This is a genomic window from Bacillus sanguinis (genome assembly GCF_018332475.1).
Taxonomy (GTDB): Bacteria; Bacillota; Bacilli; order Bacillales; family Bacillaceae_G; genus Bacillus_A; species Bacillus_A sanguinis.
In genome coordinates this window covers 35,985-54,240 of the sequence record NZ_BOQB01000104.1, presented here as the reverse complement: position 1 = coordinate 54,240, position 18,256 = coordinate 35,985, and the positions used below count along the sequence as shown (strand labels likewise).

Here is an 18,256-nt window from a genome sequence, read left to right as displayed (position 1 = left end):
ACCTTTTATTACAAAACACATTATAATTATTTATTATACAAAAATAAAGTGAAACTTTAATCAGTGGGGTTTTTGTTCATCCCCCACTGATTATTAGTTGAACCAATCGGACTTTTACGGACAGTTGATCCCCCACCTAACTTCTTTGCTTCCGCTGAATTTTGAGGTGGGGGTCTTACTGCCCGTTAAAGCGGGATAAATAAGGAGTGATTGTATATGTATCCACGTGCAAAAGCTTTTGGTCTTGCTACACATCAAGGGTGCCTCCTCGTACAAGAATATTATACAACCGATGAAACATTTTACCGACCTCTTGGCGGTTCAATTGAGCTTGGTGAAAAATCAGCACATACCGTTATTCGTGAATTTCAAGAAGAGCTTCATACAGAAGTGGAAATCACCAATTATTTAGGCTGCTTAGAAAACATCTTTCAGCTAGATGAGGGAATTGGTCATGAAATCATTCAGCTATATTCTTTACGCTTATTAGACACATCACTATATGAAATGGAAGAAATGAATATACAAGATGAGCAAACCGTATCGTATGCGAAATGGATTCCCGTTACAGCATTCATTCAAAAAGAGAAAGCACTATATCCAGATGGAATTTTGAAATATCTCCAACAGAAAAAAGACGAGATCCTATAGGATCTCGTCTGTCTTTTCATATAGTATATTAACCAATATCTCCAAGACGTAGTACGTCACGAGCGATCATAACTTCTTCGTCAGTTGGAATTACGATAATTTTTACTGGAGAGTGTGGGAAGCTGATGAATGCTTCTTCACCGAATACGTTATTACGTTTTACGTCGAAGTATACGCCCATGTACTCAAGGCCTTCTAATACGCGCTCACGAATAATTGCACTGTTTTCCCCTACACCAGCTGTGAAGATGATTGCGTCTACACCTTTCATACGAGCAGTGTAAGAACCGATGTATTTGTGGATACGGCTTACGAATACATCAAGTGCTACTTTCGCACGGTGGTCGCCTTCTTCTTCTTTCGCAATAATGTCACGTAGGTCACTAGAGTAACCAGTAAGACCTAACATACCACTCTTCTTGTTTAATACGTTAACTACTTCTTCTACTGTTTGGCCTGTTTTTTCCATGATGTATGGAATTAATGCAGGGTCAAGGTTACCAGAACGTGTACCCATTGTTACACCAGCAAGTGGAGTGAAGCCCATAGAAGTATCGATAGATTTACCGCCTTCTACTGCTGCGATACTTGCACCGTTACCTAAGTGACAAGAAAGTAAGCTTAAGCTTTCAAGTGGACGACCTAATAGTTCAGCCGCACGCTCAGTTACATATTTATGAGAAGTTCCGTGGAAACCGTATTTACGGATGCCGAACTTTTCGTAGTACTCATATGGTAAGCTGTATAGGAATGCAGATTCCGGCATTGTTTGGTGGAATGCTGTATCGAATACTGCTACTGCTGGTACGTTTGGTAATACTTCTTGGAATGCTTTAATACCAACAATGTTTGCTGGGTTATGAAGTGGTGCTAAATCGCTTAATTCTTCGATATCAGCTAATACTTCATCAGTAATTAAAACAGAGTCAGCAAATTTTTCGCCACCGTGAACAACACGGTGACCGATACCGCCAATCTCGTCTAGAGATTTAACGATTCCGTTTTCAGTTAATTTTTTAAGAAGCATATTAACTGCTACTGCGTGATCTGGAATGTTTGTAATTTCTTTTTGTTTTTCGCCATCTACAGTAATAGTGAAGATACTATCTTCTAAACCGATACGTTCTACTAAACCTTTTGTTAATACTGTTTCACTTGGCATTTCAAATAATTGGAATTTTAAGGAAGAGCTTCCTGCGTTAATCGCGATGATTTTTGACATCTAGTCTTTCGCCCCTTTTTCTCTTGGTAGTTGTGTGGATGTTTCCACAAACCGCTCGATTTTATCTAATTAAATTTACTAAATATGAAAACGTTTCATCATTAGCAAATTTTATACTCACGATTTTAATTTAAACATCGTACGACATATATTTCAAGTGAAAAAATTGTAACACCAAGAAAAAAAATATATTACAGATTTCAAAAAAATTCAGTTAAATCTTGAATATATTTAAAAATATGACATATCATATAAAACTGTACTACATAAATCACTAACCCTGTTACATATACTTAACCTTATTTATGCGTTGCAAACCAAGTATTTAATTGGTCCATAATGTCCTCCATCGCCTTCATGTTGGAGAATTTAGGTAACTCCACTAATAACGCCTGTTTTGGCATCGTTACACTAGGGCCTTTCTTTTGGAGAACAAATATACTTTTTGCATTTTTCTCGTTTTTAAACATGGAAACAGGTAGTTGCAATAGTCCTTGAATAAAACATGTTTCTTTAATAAATGCATGTAACTTTGGTGCTTGATCACTTTCAAAAATGAAGTTTGGTACTAAGAAGAATAAGTATCCGCCTTCTTTCGTATGTTTCACACTTTGTTCAATAAATAAGTGATGTGCATACGACATTCCTTCATCTGCTTTTAACTTATATTCGCTTGCACCGATTTCATTTGGATAGTAACCAATCGGCAAGTCTGAAACGACTGCATCAACTGGATCAATATAAAGTGGCGCTAGTCCATCTTGATGGAAGAATTCGATTGCATGCTTTTGTAAATTCGCATTTACTAAAGCAAGTTTAATTAGCACTTCATCCACTTCTACACCAAATCCACTCATTGCTAGTCCTTCTTTGGCGCTATTAAACAATGTAGTCATTAAGTTACCTGTTCCAATTGCAGGATCTAACACAGTAATTTCGTTTTGACCTTGCATAAATTTATGGAATAAGTAGCTCATGAACATGCCAACTGCGTCAGGCGTCATTTCGTGATTCGCTTGTACGCCTTCTTTCATTCCTTTTAAAATGGCTAACTGAAATGCTTTACGAATTTCTTCACCTTTATATGTTTCTTCATTAAACGTACTATATTCACGATTCAGCCTTTCAATTGCTGATTCGGATAATTCCTCTTGTAAAATCGCTCCTTCAAACAAGTTATCACCTGTTTCTACAAGCGCCTCTAAATATGTTACATCTAATTCTTTACGTAAAACTACCGCAGAAGAATCAAAAATAGAAAATAATGTTTCTACTGTCTGACTCACGTACATTCCTCCTTCTCTCTTTTACACATAACTTATATCATACCACAAAGTGTTTTTTTCCAAAAAGAAAAAGCGACCTCCTGCAAAGAGCTCCCCTTTCAATTATATATGATATAACGTTTTTTCTCATATATTGATACCATTACGCAGCAATATATGAGAAAAAACGACCTCTTTATAAGAGGTCATTTTCTTCACATTACTTCGCAGATTTTGCTGCTTCTAATGCTGCTTCATAGTTTGGATGGCTTGTACCTTCATTTACGTATTCTACGTAAACTACTTTGTCGTTGCTATCTACTACGAATACTGCACGAGCAAGTAAACGAAGTTCTTTCATTACTAAGCCGTAAGCTTCACCGAATGAAAGGTCACGGTGGTCAGAAAGTGTTACAACATTTTCTAAACCGTTTGCTGCACACCAGCGTTTTTGAGCGAATGGTAAATCAGCGCTAATTGTTAATACTTTCGCGTTTTCAATACCTGCTGCATCTTGGTTAAAACGACGTGTTTGTGCATCACACACACCTGTGTCGATTGAAGGTACAACACTAATTAATTTTACTTCGCCTTTGTATGTTTCTAAACTTACTGGAGATAAGTCATTTGCTAATACTTGGAAGTTTGGCGCTTGATCGCCAACTTTAACTTCTGTTCCAACTAAAGTCATTGGATTACCTTTAAAAGTTACGTTTGCCACTTGAAAATCCTCCCTTATTTAAACAAAATATGTACAATGTAAATGATAGTTTGTCCCTATCGATAATGCAAATAAAATCGCTTTATTTACAAAAAAATTAAAGAAGCTAATCCATTGATCAGCTTCTTTATTCGTTAAATTTGAAATTCAGGATCGTCTTCTTTTCGTTTATCCATCATTTCCTTCACTTTATCAACAGCTTGTGGCGCTAATTCAATTATTTTATCAATGACATGTGTTTGCTTATCTAAATGCAACACTTTTACACCTTCTCCATTTATAACAAGAAAAGCAACAGGATTAATAGAAACTCCTCCACCGCTTCCCCCGCCAAATGGATGACGGCCTGAATGTTCTACTTTACCAAATTCACTTCCACCAGCGGCAAAGCCGAAACTTACTTTCGAAACGGTAAGAATTACACTTCCATCTGCCGCTTTAATTGGGTCACCGACAATTGTATTTACATCAGTCATTTGTTTTAAATGCTGCATTGCGGTTGTCATTAAACCTTGAATTGGATGGTCCATTCTATATCCCCCCTATGCTTGAACAGATTTTTCTGTCGTACCAGATCTTTGTCTTCTCATAAATACGAGTAATTTTACCGCTGTTTTTATAGTACGGAATATACGAAAAGATGCCGTTAACTCACACCTTGACGCAAATCCTTTCCCTTGAAAAACAGGGGTAATTTCAAACTCTGGTACGTCGACAATATGCATATATTGTCCTACAACTCCAGCAGCCATTCCTTTTGTCCCCCATGCATATCCAGTGACAATTCCAGTACTAGCTGCGTCGCCTGCTCCAATTTGCGTATGCCATTTCCAACCATTGATTTTCACTCGTTTGAGAAAATCTTTAACAATAGTATGAACTTCTTGCAGCTTTTTTATCAGCTCACCCATACTATCAAGTTGCGCTATAATTTTATTATCTAATCCGCCATCCTCTTCAGCTTTTTCGATTTTTTGTCCTGTTTTCTTCTGCTGTTTTTCAATTCTTTCCAACACATCAAATGTATATCGAATCATCCATATTTTCACTTGAAGCAAACATTGCTTTTCCATTTCTGAATATAAAAATGTCACCTTAAGCTTTATTTTCGACAATAGTATAAACAAAATAAAAAGGAGAAGAATTATTATTCCAATTGCGAGCCACTTCATACGTATCATCCTTTCACTCCGTACCCATTATCGACAACTTTATTCATCATTAAACAGAGTCCCATAAGATTGAATATAAAAATTTTTCTAAAAATAAAAAGGTATTTTGACAATTTATATCGAAATATATTATTTGAACATATCGTTAGGGAACGGACTCTAATGATATGTAGCACGAAAAACAGAAAATTTAACTGCAGTGGAGGGATACATAATGGCAGATCGTCGCAATTTATTTTTCTTTTATGGTGATGACAAAGCAAAGCTCGTTGAAAAAATGAAACCAATCTATCGTATTTTAGAAGAGAATGGATTTACCATATTAGATCATCCAAAAAATGCAAACGCTATCGTCAGTGTTGGAGATGATGCAACTTTCTTACAAGCCGTTCGTAAAACTGGTTTTAGGGAAGATTGTTTATACGCAGGGATTTCTACGAAAGATGAAATTTCATTCTACTGCGATTTCCATATTGATCACGTTGATACAGCCCTTCAAGAAATTACAAAAAATGAAATTGAAGTGCGAAAATATCCAACAATTGAGGTAGATGTGGATGGTAGCACATCTTTCCATTGTTTAAATGAGTTCTCATTACGTTCTAGCATTATTAAAACATTCGTTGTAGATGTTCACGTTGATGATTTATATTTCGAAACATTTAGAGGCGATGGTTTAGTTGTTTCTACCCCAACAGGAAGTACAGCTTACAATAAATCGTTACGTGGTGCAGTTGTTGATCCGCTTATCCCGTGCTTCCAAGTAAGTGAATTAGCATCTTTAAATAACAACACATACCGCACGCTCGGTTCACCGTTCATTTTAAATCACGAACGTACATTAACTTTAAAACTAAGACCAGACGGTAACGATTATCCTGTTATCGGTATGGATAATGAAGCGCTTAGCATTAAACAAGTGGAAAAAGCTGTTGTACGCTTAAGCGATAAACAAATTAAAACAGTTAAATTAAAAAACAACTCTTTCTGGGAAAAAGTACAGAGAACGTTTTTATAAGATTAAAATAACCGCAGAATTATGAGATCCCATAATTCTGCGGTTATTTATTTCTCTCGCTATCGGCCAATATTCTTGTTAGCTGTTGTCGGTAAGTCGATATATTTTCACTCGTCTTTCCTATACACAATCTTCCCATCAATTACGGTCATTTCTGCTTGTACTTTCTTTATTTCTTCTGCCTCAATTTCAAAAACATTGCGGTCTAATATCGTAAAGTCTGCTTCATATCCTTTTGTAATTTGTCCTCGCTTCGCTTCTTTTCCGATTGCATAGGCACTTCCTGTTGTAAATAGAGAAACAGCCTCATATACCGTTAATCTTTCCTCAGGCATATAGCATACACCGTCAATAAAACTTCTGCGTGTAACAGCGCTATATATGCCTAAAAACGGATTTACTTGTTCAATTGGTGCGTCAGATCCACCGTTGCAGTGTAATCCTGCTCCCAGTAATGTCTTCCAAGCGTACGCATAACGAAGACGGTGTTCCCCTAGTTTTTCAATGACTGACGGAAAATCTGACGAAAGAAAGACTGGCTGTATATCGATAATGACTTGCAAATTTTTCATTCTTTCAATCAACTCTTCACGAGCAAGCTGACAATGAATAATGCGGTCGCGTAATCCTTCTGCTGGTGGATACAATTCGAGTGCATCAATGACATATTCAAGCGATAAGTCACCGATAGTATGAATCGCAACTGGCATATGTAAGTCTCGTGCCTTCTTCACTAATTCTGCAAGTTCTTCACGTGAGAAGATTGCAACCCCATTTGTTTCCTTCGCATCTTCATACGGTTCACTTAATAAAGCTGTTCTTCCGCCAAAAGAACCATCAGAAAAAATTTTCATCGCCCCAAATTCAATATAATGTTCATTTTCATATTCTTTTCGTTCATATGCTACTTCATGGTGAACGAGTAAATGCGCTTTAAATGGCATTTCCTTTATAACATGAGAAAACGCATTGTGCGTTTTTCTAAAGCCACCGTAATAATTTAAATCTTCTGTATGCCCACCAACAAGACCATATTGCCAGCAGTCTTTAATTGCTGTTTGCAGGGCTCTTTTTAAATAAACTTCATCAATTTCCGGCTGCACATATTTAATTAATTCTTGCCCTTGTTCATATAAAAGGCCTGTTAACATATTTGATGAATCACGGCCAATTTTCCCGCCTTTCGGGTCTTGCGTCTCTTCTGTTATGTTCGCTTCTTGCAGTATGTATGAATTCACCCATGTCACGTGACGACAAACACGCTTTAATAAAATCGGATGTTCTTTAGAAATCTCATCTAAATCACGTGCATGAACTTGTTTTGTATCTTTAAAATTATTTTCATTCCATCCTTCCCCAATAACCCAAGAGCCCTTTGGAGCTTCTTCCACTCGCTTCCGCACGAGAGTCAGCACTTCGCTATAAGATGTGCAGTTTGATAAATCTAGACGGAGTAACCTCTCTCCATGCCCAATAAGATGCATATGACTATCAACGAGACCTGGAATCATCGTTTTGCCTTCTAAATCGTGCAATTTAACCGTAGCATATCGGTCTTCTAACTCTTCTTTACTCCCGACATCAACGATCATACCGTTTGCAACATAAACAGCGTCCACTTTTTCATTCTCTTCTCGCATTGTATAAATGGTGCCGCCATACCAAATTTCTCCCATATATCCCATCTCCTTTTTTTTATTGTATAAAAAAAAGCACCATTTCAAAACATGGTGCTTTTCTAAAAATTACTTTTGTTCAGTGGGGTTCGTTGTGATTTGCCATTCAATGCTAAATTTATCTTTTAGTTGTCCGTATGCTGGGCTCCAGAACGTTTCTTGAAGTGGCATAATAACTTCTCCACCTTCTTGTAACTTTTCGAATACTTCTTTCGCTTTTTCTGCATTACTAATTTGAATTGCGATCGTTACTTGAGATCCGATTGCATGCCCTTGACCTGGGAATGTATCAGAAATCATAAGGTCCGTATTACCAACTTTTAAAGTAGCATGTAAAACGCGCTCTTTCGCCTCAGCTGGAATCGGATATTCTGGATTTTCAGGCATGTCACCAAAAGTTTGCATGACTTCTACATTTGCATCTAACGCTTCTTTATAAAACTGTACAGCCTCTTGCCCACTACCATCTAAAACTAAGTACGGATTAATACCTAAAATCATACGGACACCTCTTTTTTTAATTTATAAAATCGAACTTATGTTCGTTTTCATCTTATCATTGTTTGCCATTTCATTCAACTATTTCCTTCACTGTTTTCAAAATTATTTTGACGGAATCTCCATCTCTTGTTTTCTAAGTTCAATACGGCGAATTTTTCCAGAAATCGTTTTTGGTAGTTCATCTACAAATTCAATTTTGCGAGGGTATTTATATGGTGCAGTGAGGTCTTTGACGTGTTGTTGGAGTGCTGGAATTAATGTTTCTTCGTTCTTGTCTATATTCTCTCTTAATACGATAAATGCCTTCACGACACTTCCGCGAATTTCATCCGGACTTGCAACAACCGCACACTCTCTTACGTAAGGATGTTTTACAAGTGCATCTTCTACTTCAAACGGTCCGATTGTATAACCAGAGCTAATAATAATATCATCACCGCGCCCTTCAAACCAGAAATAGCCGTCTTCATCTTTCTTCGCTTTATCACCAGTAATATAATAATCACCGCGGAATTGCATCGCTGTGCGCTCATCATCTTTATAATATTGTTTAAATAGGGCTGGTGTTTCCATGTGAACTGCAATATCACCAACTTCTCCTACCTGTACCGGAATACCTTCCTCATCTACAATATCAACGTGGTTGCCTGGCGTTGGTTTTCCCATTGATCCTGGTCTAATATCCATTCCTTTCATTACACCAACAAGCAATGTATTTTCCGTTTGCCCATAGCCGTCTCTCACTGTAATATGAAAGTGCTTTTGGAATGTTTCAATGACTTCTCTATTTAACGGCTCACCTGCGGATACAGCGCTATGTAACGCTTCTAAATTGTATTCACTTAAGTCTTCTACCTTTGCCATTAATCTATACTCAGTAGGCGTACAACAAAGCACATTCACCTTATTATTATCTAATAAATTTAAATACGTTTTTGGTTCAAATTTACCGTTGTATACAAATCCTGTTGCCCCTGATCCGAGAGTTGCTAAAAATGGGCTCCAAATCCACTTCTGCCACCCTGGACTAGCCGTTGCCCATACAACATCATTTTCTTCAATTCCGAGCCAATTCGGAGCGCTCGTACGTAAATGAGCGTATGCCCACGCATGCGTATGAACAACACCTTTTGGATTTCCTGTCGTTCCTGACGTGTAAGATAAAAAGACCATATCTTCTTTATCTGTCTTCGCCATTTCTAACATGTCACTTTCTGTTTCTAACGCTGTTTTTAAATTGATCCATCCATCTACTGACTGCTCGCTCAGAACGAACTTTCGAAGGGATTCCATCGCTTCTATATCATCAAACTGTCCAATGTAAGGTTCATAACTTACAATTGCTTTTACTTCCCCGTGTCCAATACGGTATTCAATATCTTTTTTACGTAACATTTCCGAACTCGGAATTACGACAAATCCTGCTTTAATCGCAGCGATATACGTCATGTACGCTTCAATTAAACGCGGCATCATAATAAGAAGCTTGTCCCCTTTTTGTAGGCCACTCTTTATAAAAGCGTTTCCAATTTTATTCGCACCTTTCATTAACTCAGCGTATGTAACTTCTCGTCTATTCCCTTTATCATCTTGCCAAATTAAAGCTAATTTCCCTTTATCACCTGTATATTTCTCTATTTCAGAAACTAAATTATAAGACGGCGGCGCCAACAATTCCTCTCTCTTCATAAACATCCTCCTTTTTCTTTATGCCTCCCTTATATAATAAAGAATTTTCTGTCTATTTTGAACCCTCTTCTTTTGACAAATTTTTTATGTCTATGTCGAAATGAATGTATAACGGTGCAAACAACAAAAAGAAAGAGCGGGAGAACCCGCTCTTTCTAAGCCATCGTATATGGGATTATTTTTGGTAACCGCCTAATTGTTGCTCAGCTAGTGAAACTAGACGTTTAGTAATTTCGCCACCAACAGAACCGTTAGCGCGAGCTGTTGCATCCGCTCCAAGTTGAACACCAAACTCTTGAGCGATTTCGTATTTCATTTGGTCTAATGCTGATTCAGCACCAGGAACCGCTAATTTATTTGTGCTACGTGCCATGTTATATCACCTCCTTGTGAGTATAGAGTGTGATAAATAACATGACTTCATACACGTTTTAGATATGGTAATTTATGGTTTTAGAAAAGTTCTTCGAATTTTTCTTCTTCCGCCACTACTTCTACTGTTTGTAATACCATTGTTTCTTTATTTGCTACAGCTTCATCGATTAATGGTGTGAAATCGTATTTCGCTTCAAAACGATTCGCTTTTTCACGCTTCGGCTTCGTCGCTGGGCTTGCTGGCGTGAATACTGTACAGCAATCTTCGTACGGACGAATTGAAATATCATATGTGCCGATTTCTTCAGCGATTTTAATAATTTCTAATTTATCCATCGTAATAAGTGGACGAATAACTGGATAGTTTGTTACTTCATTAATCGTATGCATACTATCTAATGTTTGGCTTGCTACTTGTCCAAGACTTTCACCAGTCGTGATTGCAAGTGCATTACGCTCTTCTGCGATACGCTCTGTAATACGCATCATCATACGGCGCATAACTGTCATTGAATAGCTAGATGGAATTTCTTTATTAATCGTTTTTTGCACGTCTGTAAATGGAACAAGGTGAAGCGTTACACGTTTACAGTACTTCGTTAACTCTTGTGCTAAATCGATTACTTTTTGTTTTGCACGCTCGCTTGTGAAAGGTGGGCTATGGAAGTGAACTGCTTCCACAGATACGCCGCGTTTCATCGTTAAGTACGTTGCTACCGGGCTATCGATACCACCAGAAAGAAGTACCATTACTTTTCCGCCAACGCCAACTGGTAAACCGCCAGCTCCCATACGCTCACCGCACATAATATATGTGTAACCACTGCGAATTTCTATACGTACATTCACATCTGGATTATGAACATCTACTGTGATATCCTCTGTGTTTTCTAAAATGTGCCCACCGATTTCTGGAAGTAACTCCATCGTCTTCATCGGGAAGCGCTTATCAGAACGGTGCACTGTAATTTTAAATGTTTTCACATCGCCTTTTACTTGTAAGAAAGCTGCTAATGCACCTTTTTTAATATCTTCTAATTCTGATGGTACTTTCATCGCTAAGTTAAACTTATGAATACCAAATACATCTTTCAATCTTTCAGAAATTGCTTCATGGTCTTCGCCATTTAATTGGATGTACATACGATCATGTGTTGCATCGATTTTAATATTTGGGAACTTTTTCAGTTTGAACTTTACGTTATCTTTTAATGTGCTTACAAATTTAGAACGGTTCTTACCTTTAGTCGTCATCTCTCCATAACGAACTAAAATATATTCATATGTCATCATATTTCTTTACCTCATCACTTCATATAATTTTGGCATCGTCTCTTTCACAATACCTTCAAATTGTTTTACTTCTTCCATCGTGTTTTCTGGTGCCAAACTAATGCGAATAGCACTTGCAGCAGCGGCATGCGGTACTCCCATTGACACTAACACTCTGCTCACTTCATTTGCTTTTGAAGAACAAGCAGACTTCGTCGATACATATACACCGTGCTCTTCTAAAGCATGAACGACCACTTCTGGTTTTAAACCAACAAATGATACATTTAAAATGTGCGGTGCTGCATATGCAAGCGACGTATTAATTGTTACATCTTCCATTCCTTTAAAGAAACGGACAAGCTCTGTTTGTAAATTGTGCAAATGAGCTATTTTTTCTTTCACTTGTTCCATTGTCATGCGAAGTGCTTTCACCATCGCTACAATGCCAGGCAAGTTTTCTGTACCAGAGCGATACTTAAGCTCTTGTTGACCACCTGATAAAATTGGATCTAACCTTACGCCATCACGCACATAAAGAAGACCTGTTCCTTTTACACTGTGGAATTTATGTCCAGATATTGAGCAAAGATCAATATGAGAAGCATATAAATCAAGCGGTACTTTTCCTATCCCTTGTACATGATCCACATGGAATCTTATTTTCGGATAATTCGATAATAACGTTCCAATTTCAGCAACAGACTGAATTGCTCCAGTCTCGTTGTTCACGTGAATAATTGAAACAAGAATCGTATCTTCACGAAGTGCTCGTTTTATATCCTCTACCGATACAACACCATGCTCATTAACCGGTAAATATGTTACATCAAAACCGAGATCTTCTAATTGTTTATATGCTTCAAACACAGACGCGTGTTCAATATTTGTTGTAATGATATGTTTACCGCGCGAACGATTCCTCATCGCTATTCCTTTAATCGCAAGGTTATTCCCTTCCGTTCCACCTGATGTGAAAATAATCTCAGAAGGTTTAACGTGAAGAAGCTGCGCTGCAATCGTTCTTGATTGTGTTAATAGACGCTCTGCCTCTCCTCCAAGCGAATGAATAGAAGAAGGATTCCCAAAATATTTCCCTGCAACCGTTACATACGATTGAAGAGCTTCTGGATATGGCTTCGTCGTCGCACTATTATCAAAATAGATCATCGTTCTTCCCCTTTCAGCGCTGTCACATCATATAATCATATCACAAATACGTGTAATTACGCTAAGACTACTCAAAGGTTCCATTTTATCCCGCTTTAACGGGTAGTAAGACCCCCACCTCAAAATTTAGCGAAAGCAAAGAATCTAGGTGGGGGATCAACTACCCATAAAAGTCCGATTGGTTCAACTAATAATCAGTGAGGGATGAAGAAAACCCCCACTGATTAAAGTTTCACTTTATCCCGATTGTGAAGGTCAATAATTAGTGAGGATGGCTCTACCGATTACAGTTTCACCTTATATTAAAACGAATAACCTTACTGTATTCCGCTATTCATTATAGCAACATCGTCTGCAAAATTACACAAAAAAACAAACCCTTATGAAAGGGTTTGTTCATTGTCTACATATTCAGCTATTTTTTGAACAACGCCAGGTTCAAGTTGCTCTAGTATAGAAGCCGCTTGTTCTAAAGCTGCATCGTATTGATATTCACGGAATAATTTCTCCGCATAATTTAAGCTCTCTGCAAGGCTCTCATCATGACTGCGGTAACGATTACCGTATTGAATTAATTTTTCAACTAAATACGCTTGTCCAATTAACTCTTCTGTCATTTCAGCTACACCATTAACAGTTGTGTACGCTTCTTCTAAACTGCTATTTACAGCGTTCATATTTAACGGCTTCACTTCTAACTGTTCATATACAGCTTGCATTGCCATTTGTCCTCTTTTTAGATCTTCCATAATGCTCTCTGGAAGACCTGGTAAATTCGACTTTTGCATGAAGCGTTTCGTTTCGAAAATAGTATTTCGCATTTCTTGTAACTTCTCACGTGCTTCAAATTCTTCTTTACGCATCGTTTGCAGCATTTCTTTATATTCTGCATGAAGTACTTTTAAAGTTTCACATTGCTCATAAACCTCTTCTAGTTCCTCACGAATAATAGAGAAGGCAATATCTTGTTCAGCAACGCGTAATTGCAGCATTTCAAAACGTTTCATTAAAATGTGCATTTGCTTTTCAATTACTTTTTGAGACTCAATGTCCTTATCTTGTAACTGATAACTTTGTTTCACAAGTTGTGTTTCTGCTTTTGTTTCAATCGTTTCAGTGCGAATTTCTTCTAAGTCTTCATAAACAGAAAGTGTTTTTTGCTCCACATAATGTCTCGCATGTACTTCTTGTTCCAGTTGATCATAGAAGCCATCTAAACGCATTTTTAAGTTTTCTACTTTTTCAGCCGCTTCCGTTATATGAAGCTCCTGTATATCCATTAAACATGTTTGTAGTTGTTTCGTCATATCACGAACTTCTTTAGGGATTTCCAAATACTCTAATACATAACCTTGTCTTACCATATCATTATGTCCGTGCAATAAATCTTCCAGCTGCACTGGTAACGTCGCTTGACACTCTACCAATAAATCTGGAATTTGGTGAATAATGATTTCTAAGCTTGCCAAACCTTCTTCTAAACTAATAACAATTTCTCTCGCTTTTAAATAGTCACCATTATCTGTTGCCTCTTCAAAGCTTTTAAATTTATTAGATTCGGCGTCTAGCATCTCTTCAATTTTCTGCTCTGCTGCTCCATACATATGTCTATGAGCAAGAACACTCTTCTTCATACTACGATATGTATCACGTAACTCTTCAATTTCCGAGCTATTTTTTTCATGGCTTTCTAACAATTGCTGTAATTCATTTAAAATATCTGTAATACGATTATCAGCGTCATCTAAACCACTTATGGATTCATTCATCGCATGCTTTGCTTTGCGGAAGGAGAATTGCGAGGCGAATTTTCGCGCTTGCGCTAAATCTTTGTCAGCTTTCGGAAGGGTTGTTGATACAATTTCATCCCATTCTTCACGCCATTTACCAAACAGCTCTTCTGTTTGACCCGTCATATTTAAATCTTTTACCCGTTTTAGTTCATCTGCCACAGGTTTATCTTTTATCTCTTGTTTCCACTGCTCCAGTGCTTCAATATCTTTATATGAACGATTTCTTATCACAAGCTCTATCATGAGCAGCACTAGAATAGAGCTTACTACAATGATAACGATCGTCAGGATAGAATCCATGCAAAAAAGCCTCCTAGTTATATCTCTTTTTTTGTCCGTTCCGTTTATGAAATGGAAGGCATTATGTATAAAAAGGGAATTCCCCTATATTTAACAACTAACAATGTACTAATCATACCATGTAATGGCTTGTTTTTGACCTAGTTTTTTTTAAAATTTCATGTTTCTTTCAATGCAATTGTAATCTTTCTCAATATTCCGTTTGGATTATCTCTCATCGTCAAATGATTGTAATAATAGGTACTCTTCCATATGAGATGCGAAATAAATTTTGCGTACAAGTGGTGGCTCAATAGAAATCGCATGCACATTTCCTTGCCTTACTGCTTGCTCTACTGACATTTCTGGAAGTAACGTAATACCAAGTCCAGCACTGACCATCGCAAGCATCGGTTCTGCATAAGAAGTTTCAAATGCAATGATTGGTTTCGCACCTATCCCATGAAACATATTTGTAATCATTTTTCTTACATCACAGATTTCTGGATATACGATTAACTTTTCATTTTGCAAATCTTCCATTCGAATTACTATTTTCTCTTTATAAAGATGATCATTTGAAACGACACAAACAATTTTTTCTTCTCGTATTTCTTTTATACACACAGCGTCTTCTACTACCGAATCGATGAACATCGCTTCAATCTTTCGTTCTTTAAAGAGCCCCATTAATACTTTCGTATGTTCAATTTTCCATTCTACTTCGAACCCGTCACCTAATACATCTTTACATTTTGATATATAATGCGCTGCTAAACTTGGCAATATGCCTATAGAAATTTTCCGCTTTTCTTGAAAATTCTTCATTTCGCTTTTCACTTCATGTATGTGTTCCAAAACCGGTAACATTCTTGTTATGAATAACTCTCCAGCACTTGTTAACTCTACTCCTTGCGCGGAACGCTTTAGTAAAATAACCTCTAAATCCGCTTCTAACCTTTGAATTTGCTTACTAAGCGCCGGTTGAGAAATATGTAAAAGCTTACTTGCCTTTGATAAGCTTCGCGTATTCTTCACTTCAATAAACGATCGTACTGCCTCTAAATCCATCGTACACACCTCTAACAAAAAGTTATAACTGTCATAAAAAATCGATATTTCCTTCTATAAACAATTACTCTTTATACTTATTTCATCAACTTACTATAACGAAATGTAAAGGGGAAAGATACTCTTGGACAAAAAACAAATGCTACTCGGATCCCTCCTATGCTTACTTGCTGTAACGGCTTGGGGATTTATGTTTCCTGTCATGGCAAATGCCCTGCAGTTTATCGATCCGTTCTTCTTCACAACTATCCGATACGGATCAGCAGCTATTATTTTTCTTATTTTGCTATTCATTACTGAAGGAAAAGCTTCACTCCGCCTAGAAAAAAGAACACTTTCTTTATTTTTTTACGGAACTGTCGGTTTCGCTGGATATGGTTTCCTCATTTTTTACGGTCAACAACTTGCCGGACCTGCTGGAGCCATCCATGCCGCGATGATTCAATCTCTTATGCCACTCATCGCTTTATTATTGCAGTGGATAACGAAAAACAAACGCCCACAAAACTACACATTCCTTTGTATGTTTGTTGCATTGCTCGGTGTTATGCTTGTCATTTCAAAGGGAAATATTCACTTATTATTTGGAGCTGCCAGTCACCTCTCAACAAATATACTTATGCTATGCGGCGTTATTTGCTGGGTCATTTACACAAACGGCGGTGCTCGTTTTCAATCTTGGTCACCACTCAGGTATACGACGTTAACTTGTTTATTCGGCTCGATTTCACTCATCGTTATTGTCACTTTCTTCACTTATACAAACATCGTTACTGTGCCGTCACTTCGTACAATTATGAACGTTCGTTTTGAACTCCTTTATATGTCGATTATTGCAGGTGTTATCGCTGTATTTTGCTGGAACACAGGAAATCGCTATATTTCATCTATTAACGGTATATTATTTATGAATTTAGTTCCTGTACTTGCACTTATCGGTTCCGTCTTTCGAGGTTATACAGTCGACAAAATTGAAATTGCCGGAGCCTCATTAACAATTATCGCGCTATTATGCAACAATGTATGGCAAAGAAGAAAAAGCACAAAAATCCCCACCTCAGTTCGTTAGGTGGGGATTTTTCACATATGAACAGCTCTTGGCCATTCCTGATACATATTCGTTATACATAATGTTTGTTCCATCCATTGTTCAATTTCTTTCGTGTACATTTCTAAGAAAAATGTCTCAGACGGAAAAGAATGCAGCACTTCTGATATATATTGCGGGTATAAAAAAGGCATATTCATCATGCCTTTTAATTGCGTCATAAACATTGTAAAAGATACCTTCTTAAACTCTTGTTTCATTTGTCCCTGTCTAATCACTTGCTCTATATAATATCTTTCTTTAGAAAAATAAACGGTCATCACTTCGCGAATTAATGTCGTATCTAGTGAAAGCTCTCGGTAGAAGAAACGTGTCAGTTCCCTATTATCAAATTGATATCGTAAAATTCCCCGCACCATTTGCACCATCACATCTTTAGCCGACAAATATTCTCTCTGTTCAAAGGACGTTTCAATCACATGAATATACCCTTCTAAAAAATCAGTAATAAGCTGCTCTAATAGGCCTTGCTTTCCAGCAAAATAATATGAAATATTCGCTACATTCACATCCGCTCGCTTTGCAATGTCTCGCACCGACGTTCCATCATAACCTTTCGTGTTAAACAACGATATTGCCGCATCAATTACTTTTTGTTTCGTCTGTTTCATGCGTTCACTTCCTCTCACTGAACAGCTATAGTTTAAATTTCTTGACTTTTAAGACAAATTCCTTTAATTTTCTATCGACAAAGTCATGTGAAATACATCGTATTTTGCTAATATTTTACACATCTCGATAAAAAAGGAGCTGTTTCCATGTTTACTAAAGAAAGTTATGCAGGATCTCGCGTGCAGCAATATGAGACAGTAATTAAACAACTGGATGCATTATTAACTGGCGAACCAAACGTAGTCGCAAACTTATCAAATGCGTCCGCATTATTAAACCAATTTTTAGATCGTGTAAATTGGGTTGGCTTTTACGTAACAGAAGGAAATCAGCTTGTTCTTGGACCATTCCAAGGAATGCCAGCTTGTGTGCGCATTCCATTTGGACGAGGCGTTTGCGGCGTTGCAGCTGAAACGAAAACAACGCAGCTTGTAGCAGACGTTCACCAATTCCCAGGACATATCGCTTGCGATAGTGCTTCGAATTCAGAAATCGTTGTACCAATCGTGAAAGAAGAAACTGTCATTGGTGTACTTGATATTGATAGCCCTGAAAAAAATCGTTTTGATGAAGTAGATCAGCGCTATTTAGAAAAGTTTGTGGAAACACTCCTAAAACATATTTAAAAAAGAAAAGAGCGAGTTATCGATTGCGTACATCA

General features: G+C 37.3%; 18 protein-coding genes. 4 read left to right on the top strand and 14 right to left on the bottom strand.

Going from position 1 to position 18,256, the window contains the following annotated elements; translation table 11 throughout:
* Positions 1-216 precede the first annotated feature (216 nt).
* A complete protein-coding gene (locus KI369_RS13245; RefSeq protein ID WP_212956247.1) occupies positions 217-651 on the top strand; it encodes an NUDIX hydrolase in 435 nt (144 codons plus the stop codon).
* 28 nt (positions 652-679) lie between these two features.
* On the opposite strand, the gene ackA is transcribed toward KI369_RS13245, so the two are convergent.
* From ackA to KI369_RS13220, 5 genes are all read right to left on the bottom strand, one after another.
* Positions 680-1,873, bottom strand: a complete 1,194-nt coding sequence (gene ackA / locus KI369_RS13240; protein ID WP_000034570.1) for an acetate kinase — start codon at positions 1,871-1,873, stop codon at positions 680-682.
* Positions 1,874-2,172: 299 nt separating this feature from the next.
* Positions 2,173-3,159 carry a class I SAM-dependent methyltransferase gene (locus KI369_RS13235; protein ID WP_212956246.1) on the bottom strand — a complete coding sequence of 329 codons (987 nt, stop codon included), beginning with the start codon at positions 3,157-3,159 and terminating at the stop codon, positions 2,173-2,175.
* A gap of 199 nt (positions 3,160-3,358) precedes the next feature.
* Positions 3,359-3,859: a thiol peroxidase gene (gene tpx, locus KI369_RS13230; protein WP_060632534.1), complete on the bottom strand. Its 501-nt coding sequence runs from the start codon at positions 3,857-3,859 to the stop codon at positions 3,359-3,361.
* Positions 3,860-3,993: 134 nt separating this feature from the next.
* Positions 3,994-4,389 (bottom strand): GerW family sporulation protein, encoded by a 396-nt coding sequence (ytfJ, locus tag KI369_RS13225; protein WP_000350005.1) that lies wholly within the window; start codon positions 4,387-4,389, stop codon positions 3,994-3,996.
* 12 nt (positions 4,390-4,401) lie between these two features.
* Positions 4,402-5,040 (bottom strand): DUF2953 domain-containing protein, encoded by a 639-nt coding sequence (locus tag KI369_RS13220; RefSeq protein ID WP_212956245.1) that lies wholly within the window; start codon positions 5,038-5,040, stop codon positions 4,402-4,404.
* A 205-nt stretch (positions 5,041-5,245) separates the two neighbouring features.
* Between KI369_RS13220 and KI369_RS13215 the strand changes: the two genes are divergently transcribed.
* The gene (locus KI369_RS13215) at positions 5,246-6,049 is read left to right on the top strand and encodes an NAD kinase (protein WP_000785168.1); all 804 of its coding nucleotides are present in this window, start codon (positions 5,246-5,248) and stop codon (positions 6,047-6,049) included.
* A gap of 107 nt (positions 6,050-6,156) precedes the next feature.
* On the opposite strand, the gene KI369_RS13210 is transcribed toward KI369_RS13215, so the two are convergent.
* The 8 genes from KI369_RS13210 to KI369_RS13175 all read right to left on the bottom strand — a co-directional run bounded on the left by KI369_RS13210 (position 6,157) and on the right by KI369_RS13175 (position 15,875).
* A complete protein-coding gene (locus KI369_RS13210) occupies positions 6,157-7,725 on the bottom strand; it encodes an amidohydrolase (RefSeq protein WP_212956244.1) in 1,569 nt (522 codons plus the stop codon).
* Positions 7,726-7,794: 69 nt separating this feature from the next.
* Positions 7,795-8,226 (bottom strand): VOC family protein, encoded by a 432-nt coding sequence (locus tag KI369_RS13205; RefSeq protein ID WP_212956243.1) that lies wholly within the window; start codon positions 8,224-8,226, stop codon positions 7,795-7,797.
* A 102-nt stretch (positions 8,227-8,328) separates the two neighbouring features.
* On the bottom strand, positions 8,329-9,915 hold the full coding sequence (gene mbcS, locus KI369_RS13200) for an acyl-CoA synthetase MbcS (protein ID WP_212956242.1): 1,587 nt from the start codon (positions 9,913-9,915) through the stop codon (positions 8,329-8,331).
* 175 nt (positions 9,916-10,090) lie between these two features.
* Positions 10,091-10,288, bottom strand: coding sequence for an alpha/beta-type small acid-soluble spore protein (locus KI369_RS13195; RefSeq protein WP_000124489.1), 198 nt, complete (start codon positions 10,286-10,288; stop codon positions 10,091-10,093).
* A gap of 80 nt (positions 10,289-10,368) precedes the next feature.
* On the bottom strand, positions 10,369-11,583 hold the full coding sequence (thiI, locus tag KI369_RS13190; protein ID WP_212956241.1) for a tRNA uracil 4-sulfurtransferase ThiI: 1,215 nt from the start codon (positions 11,581-11,583) through the stop codon (positions 10,369-10,371).
* A 6-nt stretch (positions 11,584-11,589) separates the two neighbouring features.
* Complete coding sequence (locus KI369_RS13185) at positions 11,590-12,732, bottom strand: cysteine desulfurase family protein (RefSeq protein WP_212956240.1); 1,143 nt, start codon at positions 12,730-12,732, stop codon at positions 11,590-11,592.
* A gap of 380 nt (positions 12,733-13,112) precedes the next feature.
* Positions 13,113-14,825: a septation ring formation regulator EzrA gene (ezrA, locus tag KI369_RS13180; protein WP_212956239.1), complete on the bottom strand. Its 1,713-nt coding sequence runs from the start codon at positions 14,823-14,825 to the stop codon at positions 13,113-13,115.
* Between the two features lie 207 nt (positions 14,826-15,032).
* On the bottom strand, positions 15,033-15,875 hold the full coding sequence (locus KI369_RS13175; protein WP_212956238.1) for a LysR family transcriptional regulator: 843 nt from the start codon (positions 15,873-15,875) through the stop codon (positions 15,033-15,035).
* Between the two features lie 124 nt (positions 15,876-15,999).
* Here KI369_RS13175 and KI369_RS13170 point away from each other — a divergent pair, with 124 nt between their 5' ends.
* The gene (locus KI369_RS13170; protein WP_212956237.1) at positions 16,000-16,944 is read left to right on the top strand and encodes a DMT family transporter; all 945 of its coding nucleotides are present in this window, start codon (positions 16,000-16,002) and stop codon (positions 16,942-16,944) included.
* A gap of 11 nt (positions 16,945-16,955) precedes the next feature.
* Here KI369_RS13170 and refZ read toward each other — a convergent pair whose 3' ends face one another.
* Positions 16,956-17,594 (bottom strand): forespore capture DNA-binding protein RefZ, encoded by a 639-nt coding sequence (gene refZ / locus KI369_RS13165; RefSeq protein ID WP_212956236.1) that lies wholly within the window; start codon positions 17,592-17,594, stop codon positions 16,956-16,958.
* A 147-nt stretch (positions 17,595-17,741) separates the two neighbouring features.
* Here refZ and KI369_RS13160 point away from each other — a divergent pair, with 147 nt between their 5' ends.
* Entirely contained in the window at positions 17,742-18,221 is a 480-nt protein-coding gene (locus tag KI369_RS13160; protein ID WP_144612242.1) for a free L-methionine (R)-S-oxide reductase MsrC, read from the top strand.
* Positions 18,222-18,256: the final 35 nt, after the last annotated feature.

What these genes read in the sequence shown, in the direction of transcription:
- KI369_RS13245 (WP_212956247.1), top strand. Translation starts at nt 217, where the DNA reads ATGTATCCACGTGCAAAAGCTTTTGGTCTTGCTACACATCAAGGGTGC.
- ackA (WP_000034570.1), bottom strand. Translation starts at nt 1,873, where the DNA reads ATGTCAAAAATCATCGCGATTAACGCAGGAAGCTCTTCCTTAAAATTC.
- ytfJ (WP_000350005.1), bottom strand. Translation starts at nt 4,389, where the DNA reads ATGGACCATCCAATTCAAGGTTTAATGACAACCGCAATGCAGCATTTA.
- KI369_RS13220 (WP_212956245.1), bottom strand. Translation starts at nt 5,040, where the DNA reads ATGATACGTATGAAGTGGCTCGCAATTGGAATAATAATTCTTCTCCTT.
- KI369_RS13215 (WP_000785168.1), top strand. Translation starts at nt 5,246, where the DNA reads ATGGCAGATCGTCGCAATTTATTTTTCTTTTATGGTGATGACAAAGCA.
- KI369_RS13210 (WP_212956244.1), bottom strand. Translation starts at nt 7,725, where the DNA reads ATGGGAGAAATTTGGTATGGCGGCACCATTTATACAATGCGAGAAGAG.
- KI369_RS13205 (WP_212956243.1), bottom strand. Translation starts at nt 8,226, where the DNA reads ATGATTTTAGGTATTAATCCGTACTTAGTTTTAGATGGTAGTGGGCAA.
- mbcS (WP_212956242.1), bottom strand. Translation starts at nt 9,915, where the DNA reads ATGAAGAGAGAGGAATTGTTGGCGCCGCCGTCTTATAATTTAGTTTCT.
- KI369_RS13195 (WP_000124489.1), bottom strand. Translation starts at nt 10,288, where the DNA reads ATGGCACGTAGCACAAATAAATTAGCGGTTCCTGGTGCTGAATCAGCA.
- thiI (WP_212956241.1), bottom strand. Translation starts at nt 11,583, where the DNA reads ATGATGACATATGAATATATTTTAGTTCGTTATGGAGAGATGACGACT.
- KI369_RS13185 (WP_212956240.1), bottom strand. Translation starts at nt 12,732, where the DNA reads ATGATCTATTTTGATAATAGTGCGACGACGAAGCCATATCCAGAAGCT.
- ezrA (WP_212956239.1), bottom strand. Translation starts at nt 14,825, where the DNA reads ATGGATTCTATCCTGACGATCGTTATCATTGTAGTAAGCTCTATTCTA.
- KI369_RS13175 (WP_212956238.1), bottom strand. Translation starts at nt 15,875, where the DNA reads ATGGATTTAGAGGCAGTACGATCGTTTATTGAAGTGAAGAATACGCGA.
- refZ (WP_212956236.1), bottom strand. Translation starts at nt 17,594, where the DNA reads ATGAAACAGACGAAACAAAAAGTAATTGATGCGGCAATATCGTTGTTT.
- KI369_RS13160 (WP_144612242.1), top strand. Translation starts at nt 17,742, where the DNA reads ATGTTTACTAAAGAAAGTTATGCAGGATCTCGCGTGCAGCAATATGAG.